26 protein-coding genes and 1 pseudogene are annotated in these 26,912 nt (G+C 61.0%); 23 read left to right on the top strand and 4 right to left on the bottom strand.

Annotation, left to right across the window (positions count from 1 at the left end):
- The first annotated feature begins 64 nt into the window (after positions 1-64).
- The 8 genes and pseudogenes from A5483_RS08960 (at position 65) to tuf (ending at position 9,950) form a co-directional block, all read left to right on the top strand.
- Positions 65-1,070, top strand: a pseudogene (locus A5483_RS08960) (adhesin).
- Between the two features lie 352 nt (positions 1,071-1,422).
- A complete protein-coding gene (locus A5483_RS08955) occupies positions 1,423-1,761 on the top strand; it encodes a hypothetical protein (RefSeq protein WP_042843095.1) in 339 nt (112 codons plus the stop codon).
- Positions 1,762-2,077: 316 nt separating this feature from the next.
- Positions 2,078-2,449 carry a 30S ribosomal protein S12 gene (gene rpsL / locus A5483_RS08950; protein WP_002514884.1) on the top strand — a complete coding sequence of 124 codons (372 nt, stop codon included), beginning with the start codon at positions 2,078-2,080 and terminating at the stop codon, positions 2,447-2,449.
- 3 nt (positions 2,450-2,452) lie between these two features.
- Positions 2,453-2,923, top strand: coding sequence for a 30S ribosomal protein S7 (rpsG, locus tag A5483_RS08945; RefSeq protein ID WP_002549882.1), 471 nt, complete (start codon positions 2,453-2,455; stop codon positions 2,921-2,923).
- Between the two features lie 132 nt (positions 2,924-3,055).
- Complete coding sequence (gene fusA, locus A5483_RS08940; protein ID WP_003866461.1) at positions 3,056-5,149, top strand: elongation factor G; 2,094 nt, start codon at positions 3,056-3,058, stop codon at positions 5,147-5,149.
- 490 nt (positions 5,150-5,639) lie between these two features.
- Complete coding sequence (locus A5483_RS08935; protein WP_042843068.1) at positions 5,640-6,593, top strand: hypothetical protein; 954 nt, start codon at positions 5,640-5,642, stop codon at positions 6,591-6,593.
- Positions 6,590-8,488, top strand: coding sequence for a hypothetical protein (locus A5483_RS08930; RefSeq protein ID WP_063811617.1), 1,899 nt, complete (start codon positions 6,590-6,592; stop codon positions 8,486-8,488). Before A5483_RS08935 ends, A5483_RS08930 begins: the two co-directional genes overlap by 4 nt.
- Positions 8,489-8,756: 268 nt before the next feature.
- Positions 8,757-9,950 carry an elongation factor Tu gene (tuf, locus tag A5483_RS08925; RefSeq protein WP_063811615.1) on the top strand — a complete coding sequence of 398 codons (1,194 nt, stop codon included), beginning with the start codon at positions 8,757-8,759 and terminating at the stop codon, positions 9,948-9,950.
- Positions 9,951-10,052: 102 nt separating this feature from the next.
- On the opposite strand, the gene A5483_RS08920 is transcribed toward tuf, so the two are convergent.
- Genes A5483_RS08920 through A5483_RS08910 form a run of 3 tightly spaced genes read right to left on the bottom strand, consistent with a single transcriptional unit; the run spans position 10,053 to position 15,391 of the window.
- On the bottom strand, positions 10,053-11,846 hold the full coding sequence (locus tag A5483_RS08920) for an alpha/beta hydrolase (RefSeq protein WP_193790469.1): 1,794 nt from the start codon (positions 11,844-11,846) through the stop codon (positions 10,053-10,055).
- A 34-nt stretch (positions 11,847-11,880) separates the two neighbouring features.
- A complete protein-coding gene (locus A5483_RS08915; RefSeq protein WP_063811613.1) occupies positions 11,881-13,686 on the bottom strand; it encodes a bifunctional metallophosphatase/5'-nucleotidase in 1,806 nt (601 codons plus the stop codon).
- Positions 13,687-13,693: 7 nt separating this feature from the next.
- A complete protein-coding gene (locus tag A5483_RS08910; protein WP_063811611.1) occupies positions 13,694-15,391 on the bottom strand; it encodes a glutamine--tRNA ligase/YqeY domain fusion protein in 1,698 nt (565 codons plus the stop codon).
- A 53-nt stretch (positions 15,392-15,444) separates the two neighbouring features.
- Here A5483_RS08910 and gltX point away from each other — a divergent pair, with 53 nt between their 5' ends.
- On the top strand, positions 15,445-16,944 hold the full coding sequence (gene gltX / locus A5483_RS08905) for a glutamate--tRNA ligase (protein ID WP_082864035.1): 1,500 nt from the start codon (positions 15,445-15,447) through the stop codon (positions 16,942-16,944).
- 162 nt (positions 16,945-17,106) lie between these two features.
- On the opposite strand, the gene A5483_RS08900 is transcribed toward gltX, so the two are convergent.
- Positions 17,107-19,023, bottom strand: a complete 1,917-nt coding sequence (locus A5483_RS08900; RefSeq protein WP_063811609.1) for a 6-carboxyhexanoate--CoA ligase — start codon at positions 19,021-19,023, stop codon at positions 17,107-17,109.
- Positions 19,024-19,580: 557 nt separating this feature from the next.
- Between A5483_RS08900 and rpsJ the strand changes: the two genes are divergently transcribed.
- From rpsJ to rplE, 14 genes are all read left to right on the top strand, one after another.
- Positions 19,581-19,892 (top strand): 30S ribosomal protein S10, encoded by a 312-nt coding sequence (gene rpsJ / locus A5483_RS08890; RefSeq protein ID WP_002514870.1) that lies wholly within the window; start codon positions 19,581-19,583, stop codon positions 19,890-19,892.
- A gap of 11 nt (positions 19,893-19,903) precedes the next feature.
- Entirely contained in the window at positions 19,904-20,575 is a 672-nt protein-coding gene (rplC, locus tag A5483_RS08885) for a 50S ribosomal protein L3 (RefSeq protein ID WP_003866462.1), read from the top strand.
- Positions 20,572-21,477: a 50S ribosomal protein L4, sunset domain variant gene (rplD, locus tag A5483_RS08880; RefSeq protein ID WP_063811607.1), complete on the top strand. Its 906-nt coding sequence runs from the start codon at positions 20,572-20,574 to the stop codon at positions 21,475-21,477. The genes rplC and rplD overlap by 4 nt, the downstream gene beginning before the upstream one ends.
- Complete coding sequence (gene rplW / locus A5483_RS08875; RefSeq protein WP_003866519.1) at positions 21,474-21,782, top strand: 50S ribosomal protein L23; 309 nt, start codon at positions 21,474-21,476, stop codon at positions 21,780-21,782. Before rplD ends, rplW begins: the two co-directional genes overlap by 4 nt.
- A 26-nt stretch (positions 21,783-21,808) precedes the next feature.
- Positions 21,809-22,645, top strand: a complete 837-nt coding sequence (gene rplB, locus A5483_RS08870; RefSeq protein WP_003866439.1) for a 50S ribosomal protein L2 — start codon at positions 21,809-21,811, stop codon at positions 22,643-22,645.
- Positions 22,646-22,660: 15 nt separating this feature from the next.
- Positions 22,661-22,942, top strand: coding sequence for a 30S ribosomal protein S19 (rpsS, locus tag A5483_RS08865; RefSeq protein ID WP_002516048.1), 282 nt, complete (start codon positions 22,661-22,663; stop codon positions 22,940-22,942).
- A 17-nt stretch (positions 22,943-22,959) separates the two neighbouring features.
- The gene (gene rplV, locus A5483_RS08860; protein WP_002549914.1) at positions 22,960-23,421 is read left to right on the top strand and encodes a 50S ribosomal protein L22; all 462 of its coding nucleotides are present in this window, start codon (positions 22,960-22,962) and stop codon (positions 23,419-23,421) included.
- A 1-nt stretch (position 23,422) separates the two neighbouring features.
- On the top strand, positions 23,423-24,232 hold the full coding sequence (rpsC, locus tag A5483_RS08855; RefSeq protein WP_063811605.1) for a 30S ribosomal protein S3: 810 nt from the start codon (positions 23,423-23,425) through the stop codon (positions 24,230-24,232).
- A 1-nt stretch (position 24,233) separates the two neighbouring features.
- Positions 24,234-24,653, top strand: coding sequence for a 50S ribosomal protein L16 (gene rplP / locus A5483_RS08850; protein WP_063811603.1), 420 nt, complete (start codon positions 24,234-24,236; stop codon positions 24,651-24,653).
- Positions 24,653-24,886, top strand: a complete 234-nt coding sequence (gene rpmC, locus A5483_RS08845; protein WP_002514861.1) for a 50S ribosomal protein L29 — start codon at positions 24,653-24,655, stop codon at positions 24,884-24,886. Before rplP ends, rpmC begins: the two co-directional genes overlap by 1 nt.
- 2 nt (positions 24,887-24,888) lie before the next feature.
- Complete coding sequence (gene rpsQ / locus A5483_RS08840; protein WP_003866440.1) at positions 24,889-25,161, top strand: 30S ribosomal protein S17; 273 nt, start codon at positions 24,889-24,891, stop codon at positions 25,159-25,161.
- Between the two features lie 384 nt (positions 25,162-25,545).
- On the top strand, positions 25,546-25,914 hold the full coding sequence (gene rplN, locus A5483_RS08835; protein ID WP_002549916.1) for a 50S ribosomal protein L14: 369 nt from the start codon (positions 25,546-25,548) through the stop codon (positions 25,912-25,914).
- Positions 25,915-26,283, top strand: a complete 369-nt coding sequence (rplX, locus tag A5483_RS08830) for a 50S ribosomal protein L24 (RefSeq protein ID WP_063811601.1) — start codon at positions 25,915-25,917, stop codon at positions 26,281-26,283.
- Positions 26,280-26,912 (top strand): 50S ribosomal protein L5, encoded by a 633-nt coding sequence (gene rplE / locus A5483_RS08825; RefSeq protein ID WP_002549921.1) that lies wholly within the window; start codon positions 26,280-26,282, stop codon positions 26,910-26,912. Before rplX ends, rplE begins: the two co-directional genes overlap by 4 nt.

Below are 26,912 nucleotides of genomic sequence, written 5' to 3'. Positions count from 1 at the left end.
GGGGGGGGGGGGGGGGGCAGTATTTCAAGCGCAGTTGCCCAGTCCGTGGCTGTCAGAAGAATATCTGCGGCGCTATACAGCGCTTACTGAAAGGTTTCCCATCGTGAAGAGGCACGTAATCGGGGCGAGCTTGACTGGGCTAGCCCTCGCACTCACACCGCTCATTGGTGGCGCTGTGTCGGTCCATGCAACGCTGCCCGAATATGATGGTATCGCTGCTCCCCAGCACGTTGACGTGAACAAGTCGCTCGACTTCCGGCTTGACAAATGCAATATCGATGGGGCGGAGCAGATTAAATGGGGTGTTGCCAAGGGCGAATCGGCTCCCCCAGAGACATGGACTACCGTGAAAGATGAGGAGCAGCGGGCTCATTACACCCCGACCTCCACGGGCAAGTACACCATTTGGGCATACCTGTGCCGATGCTGCCGGAAAGCGCGTTTCGGAGAGTGACAGTTCCTCTTTCGTGTCTAACAGCACCAAGGCGACCATGAGCCCCACCAAGTGGAAAGCTGGCGAAAGCGTCAAGATGGTCACTGACGGGTTTGATGATTATCGGGTGTCCGCATCGCTGGTTCGTGATGGTGATACCAAGGACTACGGTGACCTGCTGGACTCACAGCGGATCAGCTACTGGGCTGGAGGCGACACCGACAAGTTCACCTTCCCCGACAATGTTCCCGTGGGCGACTACACCTTGACGTTCACCGATCATGGAAACACCGCCCGGAAAGTTCGTGTGCACCTGGATCACGGGGCCGGCTACCTGCTGAGCGGCGATACCCCGGCTCCTAAGCCCACACCGAAGCCCACGCCGAAGCCGACTCCGACTCCGGCTCCCAAGCCCACACCGAAGCCCACGCCGAAGCCGACTCCGACTCCGGCTCCCAAGCCCACACCGAAGCCCACTCCCAAGCCGGCTCCGGCTCCGACCTCCGGTGAGCACACCGTCGAGCCGGCTCCGGGCGCTGCCACCACGACGGCAACCCCCGTCGTCACTGACGGAAATAGCCAAGGTGTTGTGCACGTCGGTGGTGGGATGAGCACTCTGCCTCATACTGGTGTCTGACAGTCTGAATCACTCTTCCTGACTGTTAAACCCCGCGTCTCAGGACGCGGGGTTCTCCACATCTGGGCAGGCACCGAATTGTTGCGCGTCCCTCGGGTGTCGTACACTTGGACGCATATGGATACCACTGGTATTGCGAGGGGATGACGGTATGAAGCGAGCAGTTCTGACGGGTAGCGTCGCGGCGTTCCTGGGAATGGCCGCTTTCATAGCGGTGGTCCCGGGCGCGAATGCGGAGAGTGTTCCGCTTCCGATGCCGACGTCTAAGGTAACTACGGATGTCCGTGGGACTGATCGTCCATTGGGGGACGCGAGCGGTGGAACTACCCAGACACCTCGCCATCACATCATCGTGCCTCCGGAGATTCATGGCGGCACCATCTATCTGCCAGATATCAGTGCTGGGCCGATCATTCTGCCGACTATTAAGGGCGGAACGATAACCCTTCCTGATATTAAAGGCGGCACAATCACCCTCCCCGATATCAGCGGACGCCCCATCGTCCTACCTAAGGTCAAGGGCGGGGTAGTGAGCATCCCACCGATTACTTTGCCGTCAGTGCACATTTCCGGTGACATCCGCGGCAACGCGGCTGGCCGGTTCGCTGGCACGAACGGCAACTTCTTGGCTGCAGGCGGCATAGGTGCTCCGGCGGGTCGTCCGGAGAGCCTTCCTCAAACCGGCGCCTGAAAAGTCCAGTCGGGCACCTCTTACCCGACGGTGCCTACGGGATGATCCTGCCGCGCTGCGTTGTGGCGCTGCTAAGTTTGACCCCCGCAGTGCAGGGGGATACCCTGTTAAAGCATGTCCGGTTCGTCCGGATGTTTGTGCGTGCCTTGGCATGGCGATACACGGCCGCTCGAGTTGCTGCGAGAAGGTCTGCCCGTGCGGAGTTCGCACGGCACTCCCAATCTGCAGCGAGGGGCAGCGGTGATCCCGACGCAGCGACGGAGGAGTGCGAAGCCAGGGAATTCCGAACCCACCAGACGGAAAGAGATACCAGCCGGTGCCTACAATCCAGCAGCTGGTCCGCAAGGGCCGCACTGACAAGATCAGCAAGAACAAGACGCCTGCCCTCAAGGGCTCGCCGCAGCGTCGTGGCGTGTGCACCCGTGTGTACACCACGACGCCGAAGAAGCCGAACTCTGCTCTGCGAAAGGTTGCCCGTGTGCGCCTCTCGTCGGGCATTGAGGTCACGGCCTATATTCCCGGGGTCGGCCACAATCTTCAGGAGCACTCCATGGTGCTCGTGCGTGGCGGTCGTGTGAAGGACCTCCCCGGTGTGCGGTACAAGATTGTCCGCGGCTCCCTCGACACCCAGGGTGTGAAGGGCCGCAAGCAGGCCCGTAGCCGTTACGGCGCCAAGAAGGAGAAGTGATTCATGCCTCGTAAGGGACCCGCGCCGAAGCGCCCAGTGATGGTCGATCCCGTCTATGGATCTCCTCTCGTTTCCCAACTCGTGAGCAAGATCCTGCTCGACGGCAAGAAGACTGTCGCCCAGAACATCGTCTACACCGCTTTGGAGGGTTGCCGGGCCAAGAACAACACCGACCCGGTGCAGACCCTCAAGCGTGCGCTCGACAACATCAAGCCCTCGCTGGAGGTCAAGTCCCGCCGCGTTGGCGGTGCCACCTACCAGGTGCCGGTCGAGGTCAAGCCTGCCCGTCAAACCACCCTGGCGATGCGCTGGCTGGTGGCTTTCTCTCGTGAGCGTCGTGAGAAGACCATGGCTGAGCGCCTCATGAACGAGATCCTCGACGCCTCCAACGGCCTCGGTGCTTCGGTGAAGCGCCGTGAGGACACTCACAAGATGGCTGAGGCCAACCGCGCCTTCGCCCACTACCGCTGGTGATTGTTCGCCCCCTTCCCGCCTGGGGAGGGGGCACCATCACGTCCAGCCCAGAAAATCTGCGGTTCACCGCAGGTTCATCTGCGTCGAGCATCATACGAAGACCACTTACTCCAAGATTCGAGGTCAAACACAGTGGCCAAAACTGACCTGAGCAAGGTTCGCAATATCGGCATCATGGCCCACATCGATGCCGGCAAGACGACGACGACCGAGCGCATCCTCTACTACACCGGCAAGTCCTACAAGATCGGTGAGGTCCACGATGGCGCCGCCACCATGGACTGGATGGAGCAGGAGCAGGAGCGCGGCATTACCATTACCTCCGCCGCGACCACCACCTTCTGGCATGACACCCAGATCAACATCATTGACACCCCCGGACACGTGGACTTCACCGTGGAGGTGGAGCGCTCGCTGCGTGTTCTCGACGGTGCTGTTGCCGTGTTCGACGGCGTGGCGGGTGTCGAGCCGCAGTCGATGACTGTGTGGCGTCAGGCCGCTAAGTACGGCGTGCCGCGCATCTGCTACATCAATAAGCTGGACCGTACTGGCGCCTCTTTTGACCACTGCGTCAACACCATCAAGGAGCGTCTGCACGCTATTCCGGTCCTGCTGCAGCTGCCGATCGGTGCCGAGGACCAGTTCATGGGCATCGTCGACCTGGTCGAGATGAACGCTAAGACGTGGCGTGGTGAGACCGAGCTTGGTGCTCACTACGAGACTGAGGACATCCCGGCCGACATGAAGGACGAGGCCGAGGCTGCCCGCGCGGAGATGCTCGAGACTATCGCCGAGAACGATGAAGAGTTCATGGAGCTCTACCTCGAGGACCCCGATGCTGTGACCATCGATCAGGTCAAAGCTGCCATCCGTCGCGGTGTGCTGGCTTCCGCCTTCACCGCTGTCACCTGTGGTACCTCTTTCAAGAACAAGGGCGTGCAGCCACTACTCGACGCCATCGTCGATTACCTGCCGTCGCCGATCGACGTTCCCGCCATCACCGGCTTCAAGCCTGGTGACGAGTCCGTTGAGCTTGAGCGTCGCCCCTCTGACGAGGAGCCGCTGTCGATTCTGGCCTTCAAGATTGCCTCCGACCCGCACCTGGGCAAGCTGACCTTCGTGCGCGTCTACTCCGGCGTTCTTCACGCTGGCGACCAGGTGCTCAACGCCACGAAGGGCAAGAAGGAGCGCATCGGCAAGATCTACCAGATGCACGCTAATAAGCGTGAGGAGATCGAAAGCATTGGGGCCGGTATGATCTGCGCGGTCATGGGTCTCAAGGACACCACCACCGGTGAGACCCTGTGCGATCAGGCGAACCCCATCATCTTGGAGTCGATGACCTTCCCGGCCCCCGTGATCGAGCAGGCTATCGAGCCGAAGTCGAAGGCTGACCAGGAGAAGCTCTCGAACGCCATCCAGCGTCTCGTCGAGGAGGACCCGACCTTCCGCGTCCACACCGACGAGGAAACCGGCCAGACCATCGTCGCCGGTATGGGCGAGCTCCACCTGGACGTCTTCATCGACCGTATGAAGCGCGAGTTCCACGTCGAGGCAAACATCGGCAAGCCGCAGGTCGCCTACCGTGAGACTCTGCGCAAGCCCGTCGAAAAGTACGAGTACACCCACAAGAAGCAGACTGGTGGTTCCGGACAGTTCGCCCGCGTCATCATCGCGATCGAGCCGAAGGAGCCCGGCTTCGGCTATGAGTTCGTCAACGCCGTCACCGGTGGCCGCGTCCCCAAGGAGTACATCCCGTCGGTCGATGCTGGTGTCCAGGAGTCCATGCAGTTCGGTGTCCTCGCTGGTTACCCGGTTGAGGACGTCAAGGTCACGCTGCTCGATGGTGCTTACCACGAGGTCGACTCCTCTGAGATGGCGTTTAAGATCGCCGGTACGATGGCCTTCAAGGAGGCCGCCCGCAAGGCTAACCCGGGTCTACTCGAGCCGCTCATGGCCGTTGAAGTAACGACCCCTGAGGACTACCTCGGTACTGTTATCGGTGACCTCAACTCCCGCCGCGGTCAGATCCAGGAGATGGTTGAGGAGCACGGAAACAAGGTCGTGCGCGCCCTAGTCCCGTTGTCCGAGATGTTCGGATACGTCGGTGACTTGCGTTCGAAGACCTCTGGACAGGCCTCGTATTCCATGGAGTTTGACTCCTATGGCGAGTGCCCGGCCACCGTTGCTGACGAGATTATCGCCAAGGCCAACGGGGGTAAGTAAGCCCCAACATATTAACGACTCGGCCCGGTCCCACAGATGTGGGACCGGGCCGAGTCGTTAATGGACACCCCAAACAACTTGTACACGAAGTATGCGGTTTATACTTTTGCCGAAACTTTGTATTGCGAACTGGGGATTGACGAATTCAAATCTCCAGTCACGAACTGAGGGGACCTCCATGACGGATGAATCCGATCACGACAAGGAACAACGCGATCAGCTTTCTTCTAATAGCCGATCTGACAACGCTCACGATTCCGTCGATCCTTCGCAGACGGTAATCCGTCCGGCACCGACGCCGCCATATCCGAATCAACCCCACCCGTCTGGGCCCGGGGGTTTCACCGGCCCCCAGAGCGGGCCCCGCCCTGATCAGCCCAATGGTCCTCAACCAGGTTGGCCTGGTGGGTGGCAGGGCCAGGGTCATCCCGGTCCCTATGGTCCTGGCCCTCAGCCTGGACAGCAGCCTGGTCCTCAGCCTGGACAACAGATGGGGCAGCCGGGTGTTCACCCCGGGCAGCAGATGCCTCAGCCTGGCATGGGGCCTGCCTACCCGATGCAGGCTCCCGGCCAGCGTTCCGGGTTTCAGCCTGGCATGGCACCGAATCCTGGACGTCCGGGGCCTTACCCAACGACTCCGCAGCAGGGTGGGTACACCACCACACAGCCCCTGCCGACCATGCCCGCCGCTGGCCAAGCGCCGATGATGCAGCAGCCCTATCAGGGGGCGCTGGCGGTACGGTCATCTGGTAACTGGTTTGCTGACGCGTGGGGAGTGCTCCGCCGGATCTGGAGAGGTGACGTCGTAGAGGCCTTTGATCTGGCCATGGCCTCCCGGAAGTTCTGGCTGTGGACTGGTCTTGCCCAGGCTGGGTTTGCCGGTTTCGCCTTTGCCAACTTTCTGTGGCGGGTGATGTCCTCCATCGACAACGGGGCCAACCACGTTACGCACAGCTTCCTTGGTTGGGTCGGTCAGGACGACCCCAGTCGGAGCTATAGCGTCACCGGATTCGACTTCAGTGCGTGGTTGAAGGCGTTCTTCACCATGTTCCTGGCCGTCGCCGTGGTGTTTGCGGTACGTCCGCTCTTCATCAAGATGGTATACGCGTGGCGTCAGTCCAGGCAGACTTGGGAGGTCGCCTACACCGTCAACTCGGTCGCAACCCTTTCCACCACCTTCGTCGTCGCAGTCGTCAGCGTCTTGTGGTTTGTGCCCTCCGGAGCACTGGTCCCGGTAGGGGTTGTAATGCTGTGGGGGCTCGGCGCGATGTGTCAGTTCCTTGGTGAGTTGCTCCTCTACACAGGCCTTAACAGGACCGGGGGATTCCCCCCATATTCCCGTTCCCCGCTTGTCCCGCACGTCATCGGGACTGGCTTTTACGTGATAGTGGTCGCCTTACTCTGGTTGCTCTGCGCCGCAGTTAGCGGAGGGATCATGTCATGACTCCGACGATCAGCAGGCGACGTCTCAGCGCGCCGATGCGCCGCGGCGTCGTGGCACTGTGCCTGGCGATGACCTTCGTGTTATCGGGATGCGGTGCCGTCATAGGCACAACTCTTAAGGTCAACGACGATGGTTCGGGCTCGCGGGTCATGACGGTGACCTTTACCAACGACGATTCCGACCAAGCCAAGCAGGTGTTTGCCAAGCCACTGAGCGTCTACGACACAAGCATCAAAAAGCATGTTCCCTCGCAACTGAAATACAACGGCTTGAACATGCAGGGAAAGTCGATGGTTGCCTCCTTTCAGCTCGACTTTTCCAGTCCCGAGGACTATCTCACCAAGGTGCGCGCCATCATTGGCGGCTCCAAAGAGGCGAGGTCTGACGTCCAGAACATCAACACCCCGTTGGTTAATGGCGTGGTCGGCAAGGAGGACTTCACCTCTCGGGACCTGCTTGGGTGGTTGCCAGATGGCTTGGAACAGGACGGAATCGTCGATTCCCGCAACGTTAGCAACGTCCTCGACTCCGAGCACAACATGACGTTGACGATCGGAGGCAAAGACTTCACCTCGCAGACGCCACTAGACGTCCAGCACGTGGCCGACAACGGCTTCGACCAGGTCGTCGTACAGCTCGACTTCAAGAGCCTCAAGGACGTCGGAGCCGTCGTCTGGTACTTCTCCGAGCAGGCCTGGGGTGCCGACAAGGAGAACAAAGTCAAAGCCTTCCTCGACCAGGCCACCAAGGATGGCAATGGTGAGGCCGCTGACGCGAAAAGTGACGACCTGCCCGAAGATGCGCAAAAACAGCTCTCGTCGGCCTACCCGGTCGGCAAGAAGGTCACCATCAAGGCTGGCTCTCTGGAAGAGGTCGACAAGAGGGTCGCTCAGGCTCTCGGCAACAAGTCTGGCAGTTTGAAGATCGCTCCCGGACGGGCGAAGCAGAGCGACCCAGGCACTGGGGCGACAGCGTCATTCGTGATTCCGCTGTCACTGGCCGGTCAGGTCTCCTGCTCGGCCATCTGCTCCCGCGACGCTGGGGACCCGGTGACGGTGGTCACCCACCCCTCGCAGTGGGTGGATGAGAGCTCTTCTGCGCCATCGGACGAGGGCCAGACGAGCACTCAAGTCGTCAGAGGCAACACGCCTTTGACGTTGGACGTGCCGCTGGAGACCAAGAAGACCAGCACGACGATACATCTCAACCCAGGCAAAGAGGTCTCGTACGAGGCCAATCTGACCTTCGACAATGCCGTCCTCGGGGACAACGCGGAGGCAGTCAAACAACTGCCCCGGGGAGTCAGGAACTGGTCGGTCGAGCAAAAGTCCGAGAAAACCACCACCCAGTTCACGGTCAAGGGGAGCGCCGACGACCCTTTCACCTTCAGCAAGAAGTACTCGGGAAGCGATTCTCCTCTGGTCGTAGAGAACGAGCTGAAGCCGACGACGTTCAAGAACCACTGGATGATCGCAATTACCCCCTTGGATTGGATGCCGAGGGGCGAAGTCAAGATCATCACCGATCATGGCAAGTTCGATGATGGCAGCTCCGAAAAGACGTGGACACCCGGCGAATCCACGGTGTTCAACGCCAGTGCTAGCACCTTGCGGACCGGACCTGTCGTTGCTGCGGTCATCATCGTTGTGCTCATTGTCGCCGCTGCTGTTGTGGCCTACCTCAAGCGTGATGCCATCCGGGCATGGAATAAGAAGCGTGCTGAGGCCGCGCGTCAGCAGGCTGTCCAGAACGGGCAGTACCGAATTCCTACGCAGGGTCAAGCGCCGCAAGGCCAGTGGCCGCCCCAGACTGGTGTCCCGGTGCCTCCGCCGTCGGGCGGACACCCACCTGAGCCCAGTGGCGCTCGCCAGTGGACAGAAAACGATATACGGTGAGCGTCCTTTCCTCTAACGATGGAGGTAGCCGCTGCCACGCGGCGCGTCGGATCATGGATTCGGCGTGCCGTCGTGGCAGCGACTGGTGCGTTGCGGCCAGCAGTAGGACCAGACCTGGTTTGACTATCTTTAGGCAGGTGCAGAATAATAGGACAAGTTCCCTGACCTCTGGTCGGGGGCCCGTCCAGAAACGTTCCTGGGAACCTCCCAGGGATATCCACATGACGCGTCCCGTGCACAAGCGGGCGACATTCCAGAAGGAGCCCCAGTGGCAAAGGCCAAGTTCGAGCGGACCAAGCCGCACTGCAACATCGGCACCATCGGACACATCGACCACGGCAAGACGACCCTCACCGCGGCGATCTCCAAGGTGCTGCACGATAAGTACCCGGAGCTGAACGAGGAGTCGCCGTTCGACCAGATCGACAAGGCTCCCGAGGAGCGTCAGCGCGGCATCACCATCTCGATCGCCCACATCGAGTACCAGACTGAGAAGCGTCACTACGCTCACGTCGACTGCCCGGGGCACGCTGACTACGTCAAGAACATGATCACCGGTGCTGCTCAGATGGACGGTGCCATCCTCGTGGTCGCCGCCACCGACGGCCCGATGCCTCAGACTCGTGAGCACGTCCTGCTCGCTCGTCAGGTCGGCGTGCCGGCCATCGTCGTCGCCCTCAACAAGTGCGACATGGTTGACGATGAGGAGCTCATCGAGCTCGTCGAGATGGAGGTCCGCGAGCTGCTGACCTCGCAGGAGTTCGACGGCGACAACTGCCCTGTCGTTCGCATTTCCGCTTTCCAGGCTCTCCAGGGCGACGAGAAGTGGACCCAGTCGATCCTCGACCTCATGGATGCCGTGGATGAGTACATCCCGCAGCCTGAGCGCGATCTGGACAAGCCCTTCCTCATGCCGATTGAGGACGTCTTCACCATCACCGGCCGTGGCACCGTTGTCACCGGTCGTGTTGAGCGTGGCGTTGTCAAGACGGGCGAAGAGGTCGAGATCGTCGGTATTCACGACAAGATCCAGAAGACCACCGTCACCGGTGTCGAGATGTTCCGCAAGATCCTTGACGAGGGTCGCGCTGGTGAGAACGTCGGCGTTCTGCTCCGTGGCACCAAGAAGGAAGACGTCGTTCGCGGCATGGTTCTCTCCAAGCCGGGTTCCACCACCCCGCACACCGACTTCGAGGGCCAGGTCTACGTCCTCAAGAAGGACGAGGGCGGCCGGCACAAGCCGTTCTTCTCCCACTACAGCCCCCAGTTCTACTTCCGTACTACGGACGTGACTGGCACTGTTGAGCTTCCCGAGGGCACCGAGATGGTCATGCCTGGCGATAACACCGACATGACTGTGCACCTGATTCACCCGGTCGCCATGGAGGAGCAGCTCAAGTTCGCTATCCGTGAGGGCGGCCGCACCGTCGGTGCTGGTCGAGTCACCAAGATCATCAAGTGATGTGATCTGAGCTCGTCACGAGGCCCGTTCCCCGATAGGGGAACGGGCCTCGTCGTATATCTGGCCGGTCGTGCATCTGAGGGACGAAGGATAACCCGCCCGCTACCGAGGGGCAGACGTGATGGGAATCGCCTTGGCAATCGCAGCCACGGTGCCGTCGCTGCAGGAGCCCCCTAACACGGCAGCCCAAATGGGGATGAATTCACGGTGGTAGTTGTGCCCGTGGCCACCCGGGGGCGTCGTTGATAAGGCCATATCGGCGGTCACCTGCCAAAAACTTGACCACGGTGTCCATAGGATGTGGGGGTTGACGTCGTTGCCAGCTCTCTCACGCATCCAGTCGGGCTCAGCCCAAATCAACTCGGGGGACCACCATGTCACAGGGTCTGAAGGATGCTGAACATACGCAATGCGGGTGTGTGAACTCCACGGTGGGTAGGGGGCGCCCCAGTGATCATGTGTGATTTCGCGAGGATTCCCTATGAAACGCACGACCCGGCCATTATCAATGACTGGCACGATTTCGGGAGACCCGTCGCGCCGATGCTCTTCTAGGCCCCTCCATATTGGGGTGAAACCGGGTGTGCCAACCCACACAGCGCCATCGACCTTCGACGCCATGTCATTGATCGACGCAAAGGCAGCCTGCCCTCCGAAAGACCCCAGAGACACCCCACTGGTGTACAGCTTGGGACGAGTCTGCGGATCAAGAGTGGTCCAGTAATTATGGATGACGGTGAACAGGGCCCGGGCCCCCTGCTTAGGTGATTCGCGGTCAAGGAGGAAGGCCCCAACACTGCCCAGGTAGGAGTACTGCATGGTGGCGGTGGCGCAGTCGCCGAGAGTCAAATATTCGACCGCAGACATAGACCATTCCTCCACCCAGCCGGAGCCCGTGCCATTCTGAATAACGAGCACCTTGCGGTGGAACGCTCCGGTTCGAATGAGCTCCGCGAGCACGCCATGAGCCTCCGCGATGTAATCACGCTGGGCATTGAGTCCGGCATACACCCGGATTGGCTCCTTCGCCGGCTTGCCCATGACCGTACTAATCATGGCGGCGTTCGGTCCGTCGGTGACGACGTCTTTACCTTCCCGGCCCAGACTGTCCCACGTCTGAAGGGAAGCTGGAGAGCCAGACCGCAACGGAGACGTCGGCGGGGTACGTCCCGCTGCCGTTTCGGCATTCGTCTGCGCCATGATGTGGGCGACGCCGTTGGCGGTGGTCCTTACGATGACGTTATTGGTCGCCCACAGCAGTAGAGCCACGCTTAAAGCAACGACGACGACGGCGAGAACTGGCTGGGCGATGAAACGGTGCACACCGGTGTACAAAGTTCGGATGCCGTGAGAGATAAGACGGATAAGTAGCACTGTTGCAACAAAAAAGCTGAGGCCCGTCATCACCCCGACGGTCTGTGCAAACCAGACCTTACGCGGCAGTCCGACAGCGTCGGATACCGAGCGTTGTTGCCGGGTGCACCATATGAACATTCCGAGCGATATGAGGGTAAGGATTGCATACCAACTGCGCCGAATCCCTCGTACGGCGCTGGTCGACACGGTCACCTGCAACCGAGTGATCTCTGCCAGCCATCGCGAGATTCGGCCGATGAACCCGCCAATCCCGTACGCGAAAAGCGTCGACAACCACACATCGACGGCGACCATCCACCACGTCCGGGGAACCAGCGACGGCGTCAAGGCCGTCCATAGACCGAACAGGGCAAAGATGAGGCCAGCGGTGCTGGCACGGCGCAGCACCTTTGCCGGCCAACGCCGGTTGGTCAGCCAAGCCGGGAGTCTATGCTTGGGATCCCGCGGGACGATTTGGGTTGTCAGCGCTACATCCTTCCAAGACCGATGGTGTGGGGCTTTCACCTGCCATGATCGCACTCTTCCACGTTGTCCGGACGAAGAGGGCGTCGGCCTACCCGCCGGTGGGCCACGTCTCACCGCTCGTGGTGAGGAACCAGTTGCGATCGAAAAAGTCTTTCGGATCGATCGTTTTCATCGCCGTGGCAGTGTCGATGAGCAGTTGGCGGATCTCGAGGCTCTCGTCCCAGACAACCGGAGCTTCGGTGACGTGCGGGTAGTCGCCGCCACCGCTCATGCGGTAACTGTTGATGGCCAGTACGAAGTCCTGATCGCCATCGATCGGCCTACCCTGCCACGACAGGCCCAGGATGCGCTTGCCGACCGGCTGAGAAATATCGATGGAATACCTGATCCCAGTAACGGCGTCATAGTTGTAGTCCCACACCGGCTTGCCCTGATAGTCGCCGCCCTCGCTAGCCGCAGCCGCATTGACGGTGGCCCCGTCCTCGACCTGCTTGAAGTATTTCGCGGAGTACTCCAGGTAGTCCTTGAGCTGCGTACCGGTAAGCAGGATGCCGGCCAAAGTGTTATCAAAGACGTACAGCCCGGCGATGTCTTTGATCTTAACGTCGCCTTCCGGGAAGGTCGCAGTGCGAGAGAACGGTGACACTTGGGTGATGACCGGGATGCCGTCATATGTGCCACCCTTGATCGCCTTGGCGACGGTATCGGTCTCGACTTTGCCGATGAAGTCGAGAATCGGGGTGTCTTCGACCATCGAGCGCTCGGTTGCCAGCTTTGTTGTCGAGGTGGCGACCACCGAGTTGACGTACGTGACGGTGGCCATGTGGTCGGTCAGCAGCCGGGAGTCGGTGGCGAACTCTGTGTCCTGCTCAACATCGCGGGTATAACGCGGCTCGACGGTGACCTGATCGTGGTGGATAGTCACCTTGTTGTTGGAGAAATCCAGCGGAATCGTCACTTGAGATACCGAACGAGCCCAGTAATCGGGCTGGGTGATGACGACCTTGTGCCCTGAGATACCGTCAACAATCCTGACGGGAATGTCCTGATGGGTGTGACCGATGACAACCAGGTCAATCTCGGGAACAGACTTTGCCAAGACGGTGGCGTTATTCTCGGGCAGGCCGTTGTATACCGGAGTGGCCTGGTGCTCGGAGAGCCCCGCATGGATGAGCACGACGATGACGTCAGCACCATCCCTATGAAGATTTACTGAGTATTGAGCAGCGGTCTTAACCGGGTCAGCGATATCGACCTTGCCGACCAGATTCGCCTTGTCCCACACCATTGATCCGGGGGTAGTGACCGCGACTACGCCGACCTTCACCTCGTGACCGTCAACATTTTTGGTAAGCATGAGACTGTCCTGGGTGAGGGGTTTGCCAGTCTTGACATCAATGACGTTGGCGCACAACAGGGGAGCGTTGAGAGCGTTTCGGTAACGAAAAAGTTCTTCGATCCCGTAGTTGAACTCGTGGTTGCCGATACTTGCGGCGTCATATCCCACCAGGTTGAAGGCTCGAGCCATGACTTCATCGCAGGCGAGTCTTTCGGGCTGCTTCGCTGAAAGGTAGGTCAGCGGGGTGCCCTGGATGGTGTCGCCGTTATCGAGCATGACGACGGAATCGGGACCCTTTTCTGTGCGGACCTGTTTCGCGATCGCGGCCACCCGGCTTACCCCCAGGGGAGCCGAGGAACGCCCCTTACCTGAAGGTGGAAAGGGAGCATTAGCAAAGTAATCCCAGTCGAAGATATGCCCATGGATATCCGTCGTCGCCAACACTGTCAGCTCCGCCGCACTGGCTGCGGAGCCTGAACCCGTGGAGGTTGTTAACGGGGATGCGAAATGAGGGGGCGCTTGGGTGACACATCGATGGACTGGTGTTATCAACATCCTCTAGTCAGGCCTGGCGCTTCTGCAGCTGGGCCCATTCGTCACGCAGACCGACGGTGCGATGGAACACGGTAGCGACGCCATCCGCAGCGAAGTATCCCAGTCTCTCGAACTGCACGACCTCGCCCGCAGCTACATCGGCCAGGGCGGGTTCTGCCATGACCTCGGTGAGAGTTTCACGCGAATGCGGGTTGAGATCATCAAGGGCTTCTCCGGTCTGCGACCCAGGAATCTCAGCGCTGAACAAGCGGTCGTACAGGTTGACGGTCACGGGAATGGCATGGGCAGCTGAAACCCAGTGCATCGTCGATTTCACCTTGCGGCCGTCAGGGGCGGTCCCTCCGCGCGATTCCGGGTCGTAACTGGCATGGACCTCAGCAATGGTTCCGTCCGGATTCTTGACGACGTCAGTAGCCGTCACCAGGTAGGCGCCGCGCAGGCGCACCTCACGTCCGGGGGAGAGGCGGAAGAACTTGCGAGGAGGATCCTCGCGGAAATCATCGGCTTCAATCCAGAGTTCACCGGTGAAAGGAACGCGACGGGTGCCGTCGTCAGGGTTTTCCGGATTATTGACGAGCTCGAACCATTCCACCACCGGGTTTCCGTTGTCGTCGGTCGGCCAACCGTCAAGGACAAGCTTGAGGGGGTGCAACACAGCCATCCGTCGCTGGGCGGTGGCGTTGAGCTCGCGGCGCACGAAGGACTCGAACTCCTCAATGGCCTTGACCGAATTGTTTTTGGTAGTGCCGACGGCCTGGCAGAAAGCTCGAATGGCCGCCGCCGGGTAGCCACGACGACGCATACCGCGCAAGGTGGGCATGCGCGGGTCATCCCATCCGTCAACGACACCGTTGGTTACCAAGGACTTGAGCCTGCGCTTTGAAGTAATGGTATGGGTCAATTCGAGACGGGCGAATTCGCGCTGCTTGGGCGCAGGGCCATCCAGGGGTAGGTGGGAAAGGAACCAATCATAGAGCGGACGATGACTGTTGAACTCCAGAGAGCACAGTGAATGAGTCACGCCCTCAATGGCGTCAGACTGGCCATGCGCCCAGTCGTAGGTGGGGTAGATGCACCACTCGGTACCGGTGGAGTGATGGGCTTGGTGGCGGATCCGATACATAACTGGGTCGCGCAGCCACATGTTTTCGGCTTGCATGTCGATGCGGGCGCGCAGGCAGCGGGAACCGTCGGGGAATTCCCCGATACGCATCCGCTCTAGCAGGTCAAGGGACTCTTCGGCAGGGCGGTCGCGATAGGGGCTTTCAATGCCCGGCTTGCCGTAGCCGCCGCGCTGCTCACGGATAGTCTCGGGGGATTGGTCGTCAACGTAAGCCAGCCCCTCGCGTACGAGGTATTTCGCCCACTCGTAAAGCTGCCCGAAGTAGTCAGAGGCGTGGACAACCTGGGCGGGGGAGTAGCCCAACCACTCAATGTCCGCAATGATCGATTCGACGTACTCGGTTTCCTCAGTGCCTGGATTAGTATCATCAAGCCTCAGGTTGCAGATGCCGTCGAAGTCCTCGGCAACGCCGAAATCGGTGACGATGGCCTTGGCGTGGCCAATGTGGAGATAGCCGTTAGGCTCAGGTGGGAACCGGGTCTGGACGCGGCCGTTGTAAGTGCCCTGTTCGATGTCCGCGCGAACAACCTGATGAATGAAGTCCGAACCGGACTCAGCCGGGTTTCCAGTAGGTTCTGCCATGGCCGAAACCTTACCGGAGTCTGTCAGCGGATCCCGATAGACTTCATGCCATCATGATTGACTTGCATCCCGCGCGCACGCGCGTTGCCCCTTCGCCCACTGGTGACCCTCACGTCGGCACGGCCTACATGGCCTTGTTCGACAAAGCGTGGGCGCAGCGTACTGGTGGTCAGTTCGTGCTGCGCATTGAGGATACCGACCGCAATCGTCTGGTGGTGGATTCGGAAGATCAGATTTATCAGACGCTCGAGTGGTTGGGGCTGACTCCTGATGAGTCCCCGCTCGTCGGTGGCCCGTACGAGCCGTACAAACAATCTGAGCGGTTGGATACATACAAACCGCTCGTTGAGAAGCTCATCGAATCTGGTCACGCCTATCGCTGTTGGTGTTCCCAGGACAGGCTCAAGCAGTTGCGTGAAGAGCGCGCCGCGGCGAAGTCACCGGAGACCGGCTACGACCGGATGTGTCTGGGGATGTCGAAAGAAGAAAGGGCCAAGTTGCCGGGTTTCACTGAGACCCCGGTGGTTCGGATGCTTATTCCTGAAGATGTCGATCTGGAATTTGATGACCTCATCCGGGGAACGGTGCGCGCTCCTCGCCCTGACGATCAGGTGATCCTTAAGGCTGACGGATTTCCGACATATCACATGGCCGTCGTCGTCGATGACCATCTGATGGGCATCGATACCGTCGTACGCGGCGAGGAATGGATTTCTTCGACGCCCAAACATCTGTTGCTCTACAAGTGGCTGGGATGGGAGGCGCCGAAGTTCGCTCACATGCCACTGCTGCGCAATACTGACAAATCCAAGATTTCTAAGCGCAAGAACCCGGCCGCCCGGTTGATGTGGTTCCGCGAGCAAGGCTATCTGCCGGAGGCGTTGCGTAATTTCCTTCAGTTGCTGGCCTACCCGACAGTTGCTGAGGGCCAGGAGATGGAGGACTTCGACTCCTTCGTGTCCCGGTTTGATTGGGGAAACATCTCCACTGGTGGCCCCGTTTTCGACGTCACCAAACTGGACTGGCTCAACGGTCAATACATCCGCAGCCTTGACGCCGAGGACCTCACCGATCGTGTGCTCGAGTACGCCGACCGGATGGGCCAGGCGCGACAAGTGCTGGGTCGTGATTTGACCCAGGAAGATCGTTGCGTCATCCAGGCTGCGATGCCGCTGGTTCGTGAAAGATTGACGCTGCTGTCCGAGGCCCTACCCAAGCTCGCCTTCTTACTGATCGACGACGACGCCCTGGTCTTCGACGGGGACTCCGTGGCCAAGCTCAAGCCAGGAGCCGACGACATCCAGCATGCCGCCGTTGAGGTGCTCAACGGACTTGACGATTTCTCCGCCGACACTATCCAAACTGCCCTGCGCGCCCGACTGTGCGACGAGATGGGCATCAAACCGCGCCTGGCCTTTGCGCCGGTGCGGGTGGCCGTGACCGGTTCGCGGGTGTCTCCGCCGCTGTTCGAAGCGATGGAGATTCTGGGCAAGGAGTCGACTCTTCGTCGTATGGGGAGGTTTGAGACTGAGATGGAACAGAGCAGCGACTGAATACACGGGGAGGCTCCTAAACGAGCGTTGTTCGTCGTCCACTCCGTCAGTTATTCGTTCACAAATTACCCGGTCGTTTTTGTGAACATACTGTCAGTCATCGCCATGTGTCTGGTGGGGATGAAACGCGGATTCCGCAGTATTATGGCCTCCCGAAAAACGTCACCGTGGTGTGTCGGTGACGGCGCTGTCAAGAACCTCGCGGAGGGACGTGACGAGAATCCGAATGTGCTCGTCAGTGTGACGTGCCGTCAGGCAGATACGCAGGATGGTGTCGCCCTTCGCAACGGCGGGGTAGCGGATCGCACCGACCATGAGGCCGCGACGAGCCAGCTCTCCCTGAGCTGCAACAGCACGAGATTCGGACCCAACGGGGATCCGGATAATCGGGCCGCGATCATGGGCGGCCGAGGGCGGGATGAGGCCGGCTTCGGCCAGGAGGCGACGTGCCTGGGCGACGTTTGCCTGAAGACGACGGACCCGAGTGGTCTCAGTTCGTAGATATTGAACCGACGCGGCGACGGCTGCCGCGATGACAGGGGAAGGGGCGCTGGAGAACACGTACCCTCGTGCGCAGTTGCGCATCAAGGCGGCCAGAGTTTCGTCGACGCATGCGAAACCACCCTCGACTCCGAGAGCTTTGCTCGCAGTTCCCAACAAAACGTCGGGTCGTTGTGATGGCGGGAGCCCCTCGGTCGCGCCGCGGCCAGTGGGCCCGACCGTACCAATCCCATGAGCATCGTCGACGACAGCGAGGGCACCGTGGCGGTGCGCAATCTCCACCACATCGGCGACAGGGGTGACGTCGCCGCCCATGGAGTAGACGCCTTCGGTGAGCACGAGGGCTCTGTCAGTCGTGACGCAATCAAGGGCTGTGTCAATAGTGTCGAGGTCAGCGTGGGGGACGACGACGGTGCGCGCTCGCGCCAAGCGGCACCCGTCGATCAAGCTGGCATGGTTGTCAGCATCGGAAATGACGGTGACGTGAGGGTCAGCAAGCAACTGTAAGGTCGCAATATTGGCCTGATACCCGCTGGCCATGAACACGGCTTGCGGGTATCCCAACCACGCGGCGATTTCGTGTTCTGCTTGCTGGTGAGCTACGGAAGTGCCCGTCGTGAGGCGAGAGCCACCCGAACTACTGCCGAGCCTCGTGACGGTGTTGATCATGGTCTGCTGAACCTTAGGCTCGGTCGACAAGCCGAGGTAGTCCGATGACGAGAACAGCAGGGCGGGCCCGTCGGTTGTGGCGGCGTCAGGATCCTGGGGGGAACAGAAGGTGCGGGGACGGCGCTCGAGGCCAGCAGTGCGCCATGCGTTGAGACGACCGACGATGTGATCATGCCAGGGGGTCGTCTTCAGGCCGCTGGTTGTGACAGGGCTGATAAGCACGGGGTGGTTTTCGAGCCATGCGGTGACGGTGGCCTCATTGGCATATGCGGTGTCGACGAGGATGACGCGTCCACCGTTAGGGTCGCCGTCAGCCTTGACGTTGGTCACCGTTGTATAGACCCCGTCGACACAGACGTAGCCACGGGTGTAGTGGGGATCGTCGGAAATACAGAACTGCGCCAGCACTCCCGGCGCAGCTGCGACTTTGCTGGCCAGCAATACGGCTTCGTGATGATGTTTCTTGTGTGCTAAAGACGTTCCGGGGGCCGCGTCGGTGAGGTCTGCGAACCTCGTGACTCGCACCCCGCGCAGGGGATCAGCCTCTAGCCGACGGCCAGTTCCCACCTCAATCACTGCGGCTCCTCGCATGGTCGGGGCTTCGGTGAGAATGCGCAGTGTCTCGGCGGGATTGGGAACAAAACGGGACAACACGTCGACAAAGTGCTGGCGAGCTGCCGCGGTGTCAGGACATTCCTTAAGCTCAGTGGGAAGGGCACGAATGACGGTGGGTTCTACGTCAAGTTGATCCAGACTGAGTCGCACCTGCTGGGCCTTGACGGTATGCCCCGGCGCAAGAGCGCGTCGTGTCAGGCCGGCCACGGTCTGCTCAATCATTCCCGGTGCAACGAGCGACTCGGCTCCGCTGACGTGATAGGGCGCGCCGTCGAGGGTTCCGGTGGCCCTCATGTGCACACTCCACCTGGTTGTGGGCGTTTGCGATGACGGTGACATGATGACTCCTCGGCGTCGGTAACCGGGTAATAATTGAACACCATTCAACTGCTGGGTCGCTGTTGGGGCTGCCGTCGGCGTCGATTTGCCTTGCTGGTTCGTCGGTGACAGAATGAACAAGTTGCTCCGAACGGGGCTGCAGTGCGTCACGCCCATGATCCTTTGAGATCGGGCCCGGCCACTGGAGTCCGACGGTAGAGGTGTCACCGCCAAGGTGAGTCCGCTGCCGGACCCACGGAAGCGGGTTAGCATCGGGTGATCGTAGACAAATCCACAGTGTTCACGGGGTCCTCAACGGCTGGTGAGCGGTGGTGTTCTGCGGTTTGCGATGCGCGACACGCCCGAGCGCGTGGGTCGGAGAGGAGCGACGTGACTTTACGGTCTCCAGATCTGCGGGACCGTGAAGTTGGGACCAATGAGGAGTTCGCTCCTCACGCCGGAACCCTCTGGGCGTACCGGACTCCCACGCCAGGGAATCTTGGACGCGGCAGAGACGAGTAGAAGGAACAACTGTGGCGGGACAAAAGATCCGCATCAGGCTGCGGGCCTACGACCACGAGGTCATCGACTCGTCGGCGCGCAAGATCGTCGACACGGTGACCCGCACGGGCGCCAAGGTCGCCGGCCCGGTGCCGCTGCCGACCGAGAAGAACGTGTTCTGTGTGATCCGTTCGCCCCACAAGTACAAGGACAGCCGCGAGCACTTCGAGATGCGCACCCACAAGCGGCTCATCGACATTCTCGAGCCGACCCCGAAGACAGTCGATTCGCTGATGCGTCTCGACCTGCCGGCTGGTGTCGACATCGAGATCAAGCTTCCGTGAGGTTGAGCACCATGACCAATGAACGCACCGTCAAGGGCGTGCTGGGCACCAAGCTCGGCATGACCCAGCTGTGGGACGAGCACAACAAGCTTGTTCCCGTGACCGTCATCCAAGCCGGGCCGTGTGTCGTCACCCAGGTGCGCACCCCCGAGGTTGATGGCTATTCCGCCGTCCAGCTTGGCTACGGGGCCATCAAGGCCAAGAACGTCACCAAGCCGGAGGCTGGCCACTTTGAGAAGGCCGGCGTGACCCCTCGACGTCACCTCGTCGAGCTGCGCACCGCCGACGCCTCCGAGTACACCCTGGGCCAGGAGATCGCCGCCGACGTGTTCTCCGAGTCTGATTTCGTGGACGTTACTGGCACCAGCAAGGGCAAGGGCACCGCTGGCGTTATGAAGCGTCACGGTTTCGGTGGCTTGCGGGCCACCCACGGTGTGCACCGTAAGCACCGCTCGCCGGGCTCCATCGGCGGCTGCTCGACGCCAGGCAAGGTCATTAAGGGCCTCCGCATGGCCGGCCGCATGGGTGTTGAGCGCGTGACTGTCCAGAACCTGCAGGTTCACTCCGTCGACGCCGAGCGCGGTATCATGCTGGTCCGCGGCGCAGTTCCCGGCCCGAAGGGTTCCCTGCTCGTCGTCCGCAGTGCCGCCAAGAAGGCCGCCAAGAATGGGGATGCCGCATGAACGAGACCAAGACCATCGACGTCCTCGACGTCAAGGGTAAGAAGGCCGGATCGGCCGAGCTTCCCGGTGACGTCTTTGACGCGAACACCAACATTCCGCTGATCCACCAGGTCGTCATCGCCCAGCTCGCGGCTGCTCGTCAGGGCACCCACGCCACGAAGACTCGTGGCCAGGTCTCCGGTGGTGGCAAGAAGCCGTGGCGCCAGAAGGGCACCGGTCGTGCTCGTCAGGGTTCGACTCGTGCACCGCAGTGGGTCGGTGGCGGCACCGTTCACGGTCCGCAGCCGCGTTCCTACGCCCAGCGCACCCCCAAGAAGATGGTGGCCGCTGCTTTGCGTGGGGCCCTGTCCGATATGGCTCGCGACAACCGCATCTTCGTCGTGACTTCGCTGGTTGACGGTGACAAGCCCTCGACCAAGCAGGCCAAGGCAATGCTGTCTAGTCTGACCGAGCTCCGTAAGGTGCTCGTCGTCCTGGATCGCAGCGATGAAATCGACTGGCTATCGGTACGTAACCTCAGTGAGGTTCACGTCCTGGCCGCCGATCAGCTCAACACCTACGACGTTGTCAACGCCCGGACCATCGTGTTCAGTCAGGCTGGCCTCGACGTATTCGTCGGCGCTCGCAGTGCTAGCACCCAGGCCCTGGCCGCTGAGCCTGAGGTTCCTGAGACTAACGTCGCCGACCAGCATCCCTACGGTGAAGACTCCTTCCGCGGTGACATCCCGCCGGCTGGGTTCGACATCAAGGGCAACGAGGACTCCATGAAGTTCCACGAGCCGTCATCCCCGTGGTACGGACGCACCATCGCTGAGGTGTGGTTCCGTTCTGCTGCGGCTGCTGAGGCCGCTGGCTTCGTCAACGCCGTTAAGTCCGACTCCAAGAAGGAGGACGCCAAGTGAGCGAGCTGAAGATCCGAGATCCCCGGGACATCATCCTCGCCCCGGTTGTCTCCGAGAAGAGCTACAGCCTGCTGGACCAGAACACCTACACGTTTTTGGTCAAGCCGACTGCCAATAAGACCGAGATCAAAATTGCGATCGAGCAGATCTTCGGTGTGAAGGTCACCTCGGTGAACACGATGAATCGCAAGGGGAAGGTACGCCGCACGCGCACCGGCGTGGGCAAGCGTCCCGACACCAAGCGCGCCATCGTGACTGTTGCCGAGGGTGATCGCATCGACATCTTCACCGGCCCGGTCGCCTGAGCCGCGAGAGAAGGAACGAAGTACCAATGGGTATCCGCAAGCACAAGCCCACCACTCCGGGCCGTCGCGGCTCGAGCGTGTCGGACTTCGTCGAGCTCACCCGCTCGACCCCTGAGAAGTCCCTGCTCGTTGCCAAGCCCAAGACCGGTGGACGCAACAACACAGGCCGCATCACCACTCGACATATCGGTGGTGGACACAAGCAGGCCTACCGCATTATTGATTTCAAGCGTTACGACAAGGACGGCGTGCCGGCCAAGGTCGCTCATATTGAGTACGACCCGAACCGCACCGCCCGCATCGCCCTGCTCTACTACGCTGACGGTGAGAAGCGCTACATCATCGCGCCTGACGGTGTTGGCCAGGGAAGCGTCGTGGTGTCTGGCCCCGAGGCTGACATCAAGCCGGGTAATAACCTGCCGCTGCGCAACATTCCGGTCGGTACCACGGTTCACGCTGTGGAGCTACGCCCCGGTGGTGGCGCCAAGATGGGGCGCTCCGCCGGAGCGTCGGTGCAGTTGGTCGCCCGCGAGGGCAAGTACGCCACCCTGCGCCTCCCCTCCGGTGAGATGCGCATGGTCGACATTCGCTGCCGCGCCACCATCGGTGAGGTCGGCAATGCCGAGCAGATCAACATCAACTGGGGTAAGGCTGGCCGCAACCGCTGGAAGGGCATCCGCCCGACCGTTCGTGGTGTGGTTATGAACCCGATCGACCACCCGCACGGTGGTGGTGAGGGTCGTACCTCCGGTGGCCGTCACCCGGTGAGCCCTTGGGGCAAGCCCGAGGGTCGCACCCGTAACAAGAAAAAGGCGAGCAGCCGTCTCATCGTGCGTCGCCGCAAGTCCGGCAAGAAGCGCTGATTGGGAGTCTGAGACATGCCACGCAGTCTGAAAAAGGGCCCCTTCGTCGACGAGCATCTGGCCAAGAAGGTCACTGCCCAGAACGAAGCGGGCACACACAACGTCATCAAGACCTGGTCGCGTCGCTCCATGGTCACCCCCGATATGATCGGGCACACCATCGGCGTGCATGACGGCCGTAAGCACGTCCCGGTTTTCGTGACCGAGTCGATGGTCGGGCACAAGCTCGGTGAGTTCGCCCCGACCAGGACCTTCAAGGGTCACGTGAAGGACGACAAGAAGGCGCGCAGGCGCTGACGAGAGGGATCTGATTCATGAGCAACACTGAGAGGCCCAGCCGTCGCGCCGCCCTGCTCGGCGATCGACCCGGCTCGTACGCCATTGCGCGTCACGTGCGGATGAGCGCCAGCAAGTGCCGTCGCGTTGTCGACTTGGTTCGCGGCATGGACGCCGTTGATGCGGTGACCATGCTGAAGTTCCAGCCGCAGGCCGCGGCTGAGCCGATTCGCAAGGTTATTGCCTCAGCTATGGCCAATGCCGAGCAGACCGAGGGCCTGCGCGCCGACGACCTGTACATCTCGCAGGCCTTTGTCGATGAGGGCGTCACCATGCGCCGCATCCGTCCCCGCGCCAAGGGATCCGCTAGCCGGATTCTGAAGCGCTCCGCCCACATCACCGTGGTTGTCGAGCCTAAGGAAGCCCGTCAGGCCCGTAAGAAGGCCAAGTCGGGTCGTCCGGCAACTGCAGCCAAGTCCGAGACCGAGAAGGGAGCCTGACATGGGCCAGAAAATCAACCCCCATGGTTTCCGTCTCGGTGTGACGACCGATCACAAGACCCGCTGGTATGCCGAGAAGCAGTACGCCGAGCTCGTGGGTGAGGACGTCAAGATCCGGGAGTGGCTCCACAAGAACCTGGAGCGCGCCGGTCTTTCGTCCATCGAGATCGAGCGTCGCTCCGAGCGGGTGACCATTTTCCTTTACGCTGCCCGCCCGGGCATTGTTATCGGGCGCAATGGCGCAGAGGCCGAGCGCGTGCGCGGTGAGCTCGAGAAGCTCACCGGCAAGCAGATCCAGCTGAACATTCTCGAGGTCAAGAACCCTGAGACTGATGCCCAGCTGGTCGCTCAGGGAATCGCCGAGCAGCTTGCTGCCCGCGTCGCTTTCCGTCGCGCCATGCGCAAGGCCCAGCAGTCCGCTATGAACGCTGGTGCTCTTGGTGTTCGTATCAAGTGCTCCGGTCGTCTAGGCGGCGCTGAGATGAGCCGTTCCGAGGGTTATCGCGAAGGCCGTGTGCCGTTGCACACCCTGCGCGCTGACATTGATTACGGCTTCTTCGAGGCCCGCACCACCTTCGGTCGCATTGGCGTCAAGGTGTGGATTTACAAGGGCGACGTCACCGGCACCCGCGCCGAGCGCGCTGCCCAGAAGGCTGCTCGCCAGGCCGCCCAGGGTGGTCGTGGTGGACGCGGTGGAAACCGTCGTGGCAAGGGCGACCGTCCTGACCGCCGCGGTGGGCGTCGTCGCGCCGAGTCCGCTAAGCAGTCCGCTGAGACCCCGGCCCCGCAGACCGAGAACGCAGGAGCCTGACATGTTGATTCCTCGTCGAGTGAAGTACCGCAAGCAGCACCATCCCAAGCGGACCGGCGCTGCTAAGGGTGGCACCCAGTTGGCCTTTGGTGACTACGGCATCCAGGCCACCGAGGGTGGGTATCTGACCAACCGTCAGATTGAGGCCGCCCGTATCGCCATGACCCGCTACATCAAGCGCGGTGGAAAGGTGTGGATCAACGTCTACCCGGACCGCCCGATGACCAAGCACCCCGCCGAGTCCCGTATGGGTTCCGGTAAGGGTACGCCTGAGTGGTGGATCGCTAACATCAAGCCCGGACGAGTTCTCTTCGAACTGTCGGGTGTGCCTGAGGAGGTGGCCCGCGAGGCCATGCGTCTGGCCATCCACAAGCTGCCGATGAAGGCTCGTTTCATCTCCCGTGAAGGCGGTAACAACTGATGCCGAAGCTTTCTGCTGCTGAGCTGCGCCAGCTTTCCGGTGAAGAGCTGCGTAACAAGGTTCGCGAACTTAAAGAAGAGCTGTTCGGGCTGCGTTTCCAGTCGGCCACTGGTCAGCTCGAGAATACGGCTCGCCTGCGTGAGGTCCGCAAGGATATCGCCCGGGTGTACACCGTGCTTCAGGAGCGCAACCTCAATATCGTCGATGATCCCGATTCCACTAAGGAGGCCTGAGCATGAGCGAGAACACCGCTGAGCGGACGACCCGCCGCAAGGTCCGTGAGGGACTGGTTGTGTCCGACAAGATGAACAAGACGATCACCGTCATGATCGAGGATCGCGTCAAGCACCCGCTGTACGGCAAGGTCATGACGAAGACCGTGCGTCTGAAGGCCCATGATGAGAACAACGAGGCCGGTATGGGCGACCGCGTTCGGATCATGGAGACCCGTCCGCTATCGGCTACCAAGCGCTGGCGCCTCGTCGAGATCGTCGAGAAGGCCAAGTGATCGGTTGGTGAAGCAATCACCACACTGACGTCAAGGCGACTCATCCGAAAGGATGGGTCGCCTTGTTGTGTTTGGTGGGGGAGAGGCAGGCAGCGTTCCGCTTAACTTTGTGTGGGATGCAACCGCGACGACTGGCAATCCGTTGCGACGAGAGCTACAATATTCAAGTTGTCCTGCGACTGTGCCCACCTTTAAGCACAGTGCGGAGTCGCCGTACTCTACCGAGACGGAGATCACCGTGCGCCGCCCGAGGGTGGCGGGACCTCTCGCGGACGACAGCCGCGTACCCCCTGAGGTGCGGGTTGCCCCCTGGCACAATCCAGGGGGTTCGTGTTCAACGTCCTACCAGGCCCGGGAGGGAACCAGTGGGACAAAGGAGAAGACATGATCCAGCAGGAGACGCGACTCAAGGTCGCCGACAACACTGGTGCGAAGGAGCTCCTTTGCATCCGTGTTCTCGGTGGATCGAAGCGTCGCTACGCCTACCTCGGTGACACCATCGTGTGCACCGTCAAGGATGCCATCCCCGGCGGAAACGTGAAGAGGGGCGAGGTCGTTAAGGCCGTCGTCGTTCGGACTGTCAAGTCGCACCGCCGCCCGGACGGGTCCTACATCAAGTTCGACGAGAACGCTGCCGTCCTCCTCAAGGGAGACGGGGAGCCTCGTGGTACCCGTATCTTCGGCCCCATCGCCCGCGAGCTGCGCGAGAAGAAGTTCATGCGCATCGTCTCGCTCGCCCCGGAGGTGATCTGAATGAAGACGCTCAAGATCAAGAAGGGTGACCGTGTCAAGGTCATCGCTGGCAACGACAAGGGCGCCATCGGCGAGGTTCTCTCGGTGGATCCGGAGCGTGAACGCGTCGTCGTCGAGGGTGTGAACATTCGTAAGCACCATCGTCGCGACCTGCCCACCCCACAGGGCGGCACCACCAAGGGTGGCATTATCTCGTCCGAAGCCCCGATCCATGTCTCGAACGTTCAGCTCGTGACCAAGATCGACGGCAAGGACGTCGTGACTCGCGTCGGTTATCGTCGCGTGGACGTCACCAAGCGTCGCCCCGACGGCTCCGAGTACGCCGCCCAGCGCAGCGTCCGCTACCTCAAGAAGGAGGAGGCCAAGTGAGCACCGACGCCATCGCGCACGAGATGCCTCGTCTGAAGAAGCAGTACCGCGAGCAGATCCGCGCTGCCATGCAGGAGGAGTTCGGCTACCAGAACCCGATGCTCATCCCCGGTCTCGAGAAGATCGTGGTGAACATGGGTGTCGGCGATGCCGCACACGACTCCAAGGTTATGGACGGTGCCGTTCGCGACATCACCGCCATTACCGGCCAGAAGCCGCAGGTCACCAAAGCTCGCAAGTCGATCGCTCAGTTCAAGCTGCGCGAGGGACAGCCGATCGGCTGCCACGTCACCCTTCGCGGTGATCGGATGTGGGAGTTTGCCGACCGTCTGCTGACCCTGGCCCTGCCCCGCATCCGCGACTTCCGTGGTCTCAACTCGAACCAGTTCGACGGCAAGGGTAACTACACCTTCGGTCTGTCCGAGCAGGTGATGTTCCTCGAGATTGACCAGGACAAGATCGACCGCGTCCGCGGCATGGACATCACCTTCGTGACCACCGCACAGACTAACGAGGAGGGCAAGGCCCTGCTCAAGCACCTGGGATTCCCGTTCAAGGCGAAGGATGATCCGAAGAAGGCGAAGACCAAGCGCGGTCCCGCCTACTACGCCAAGAAGAAGAAGAAGTGA

This window comes from Cutibacterium namnetense, assembly GCF_001642025.1.
Classification (GTDB): Bacteria; Actinomycetota; Actinomycetes; order Propionibacteriales; family Propionibacteriaceae; genus Cutibacterium; species Cutibacterium namnetense.
This window is presented reverse-complemented; position numbering and strand designations above follow the sequence as displayed.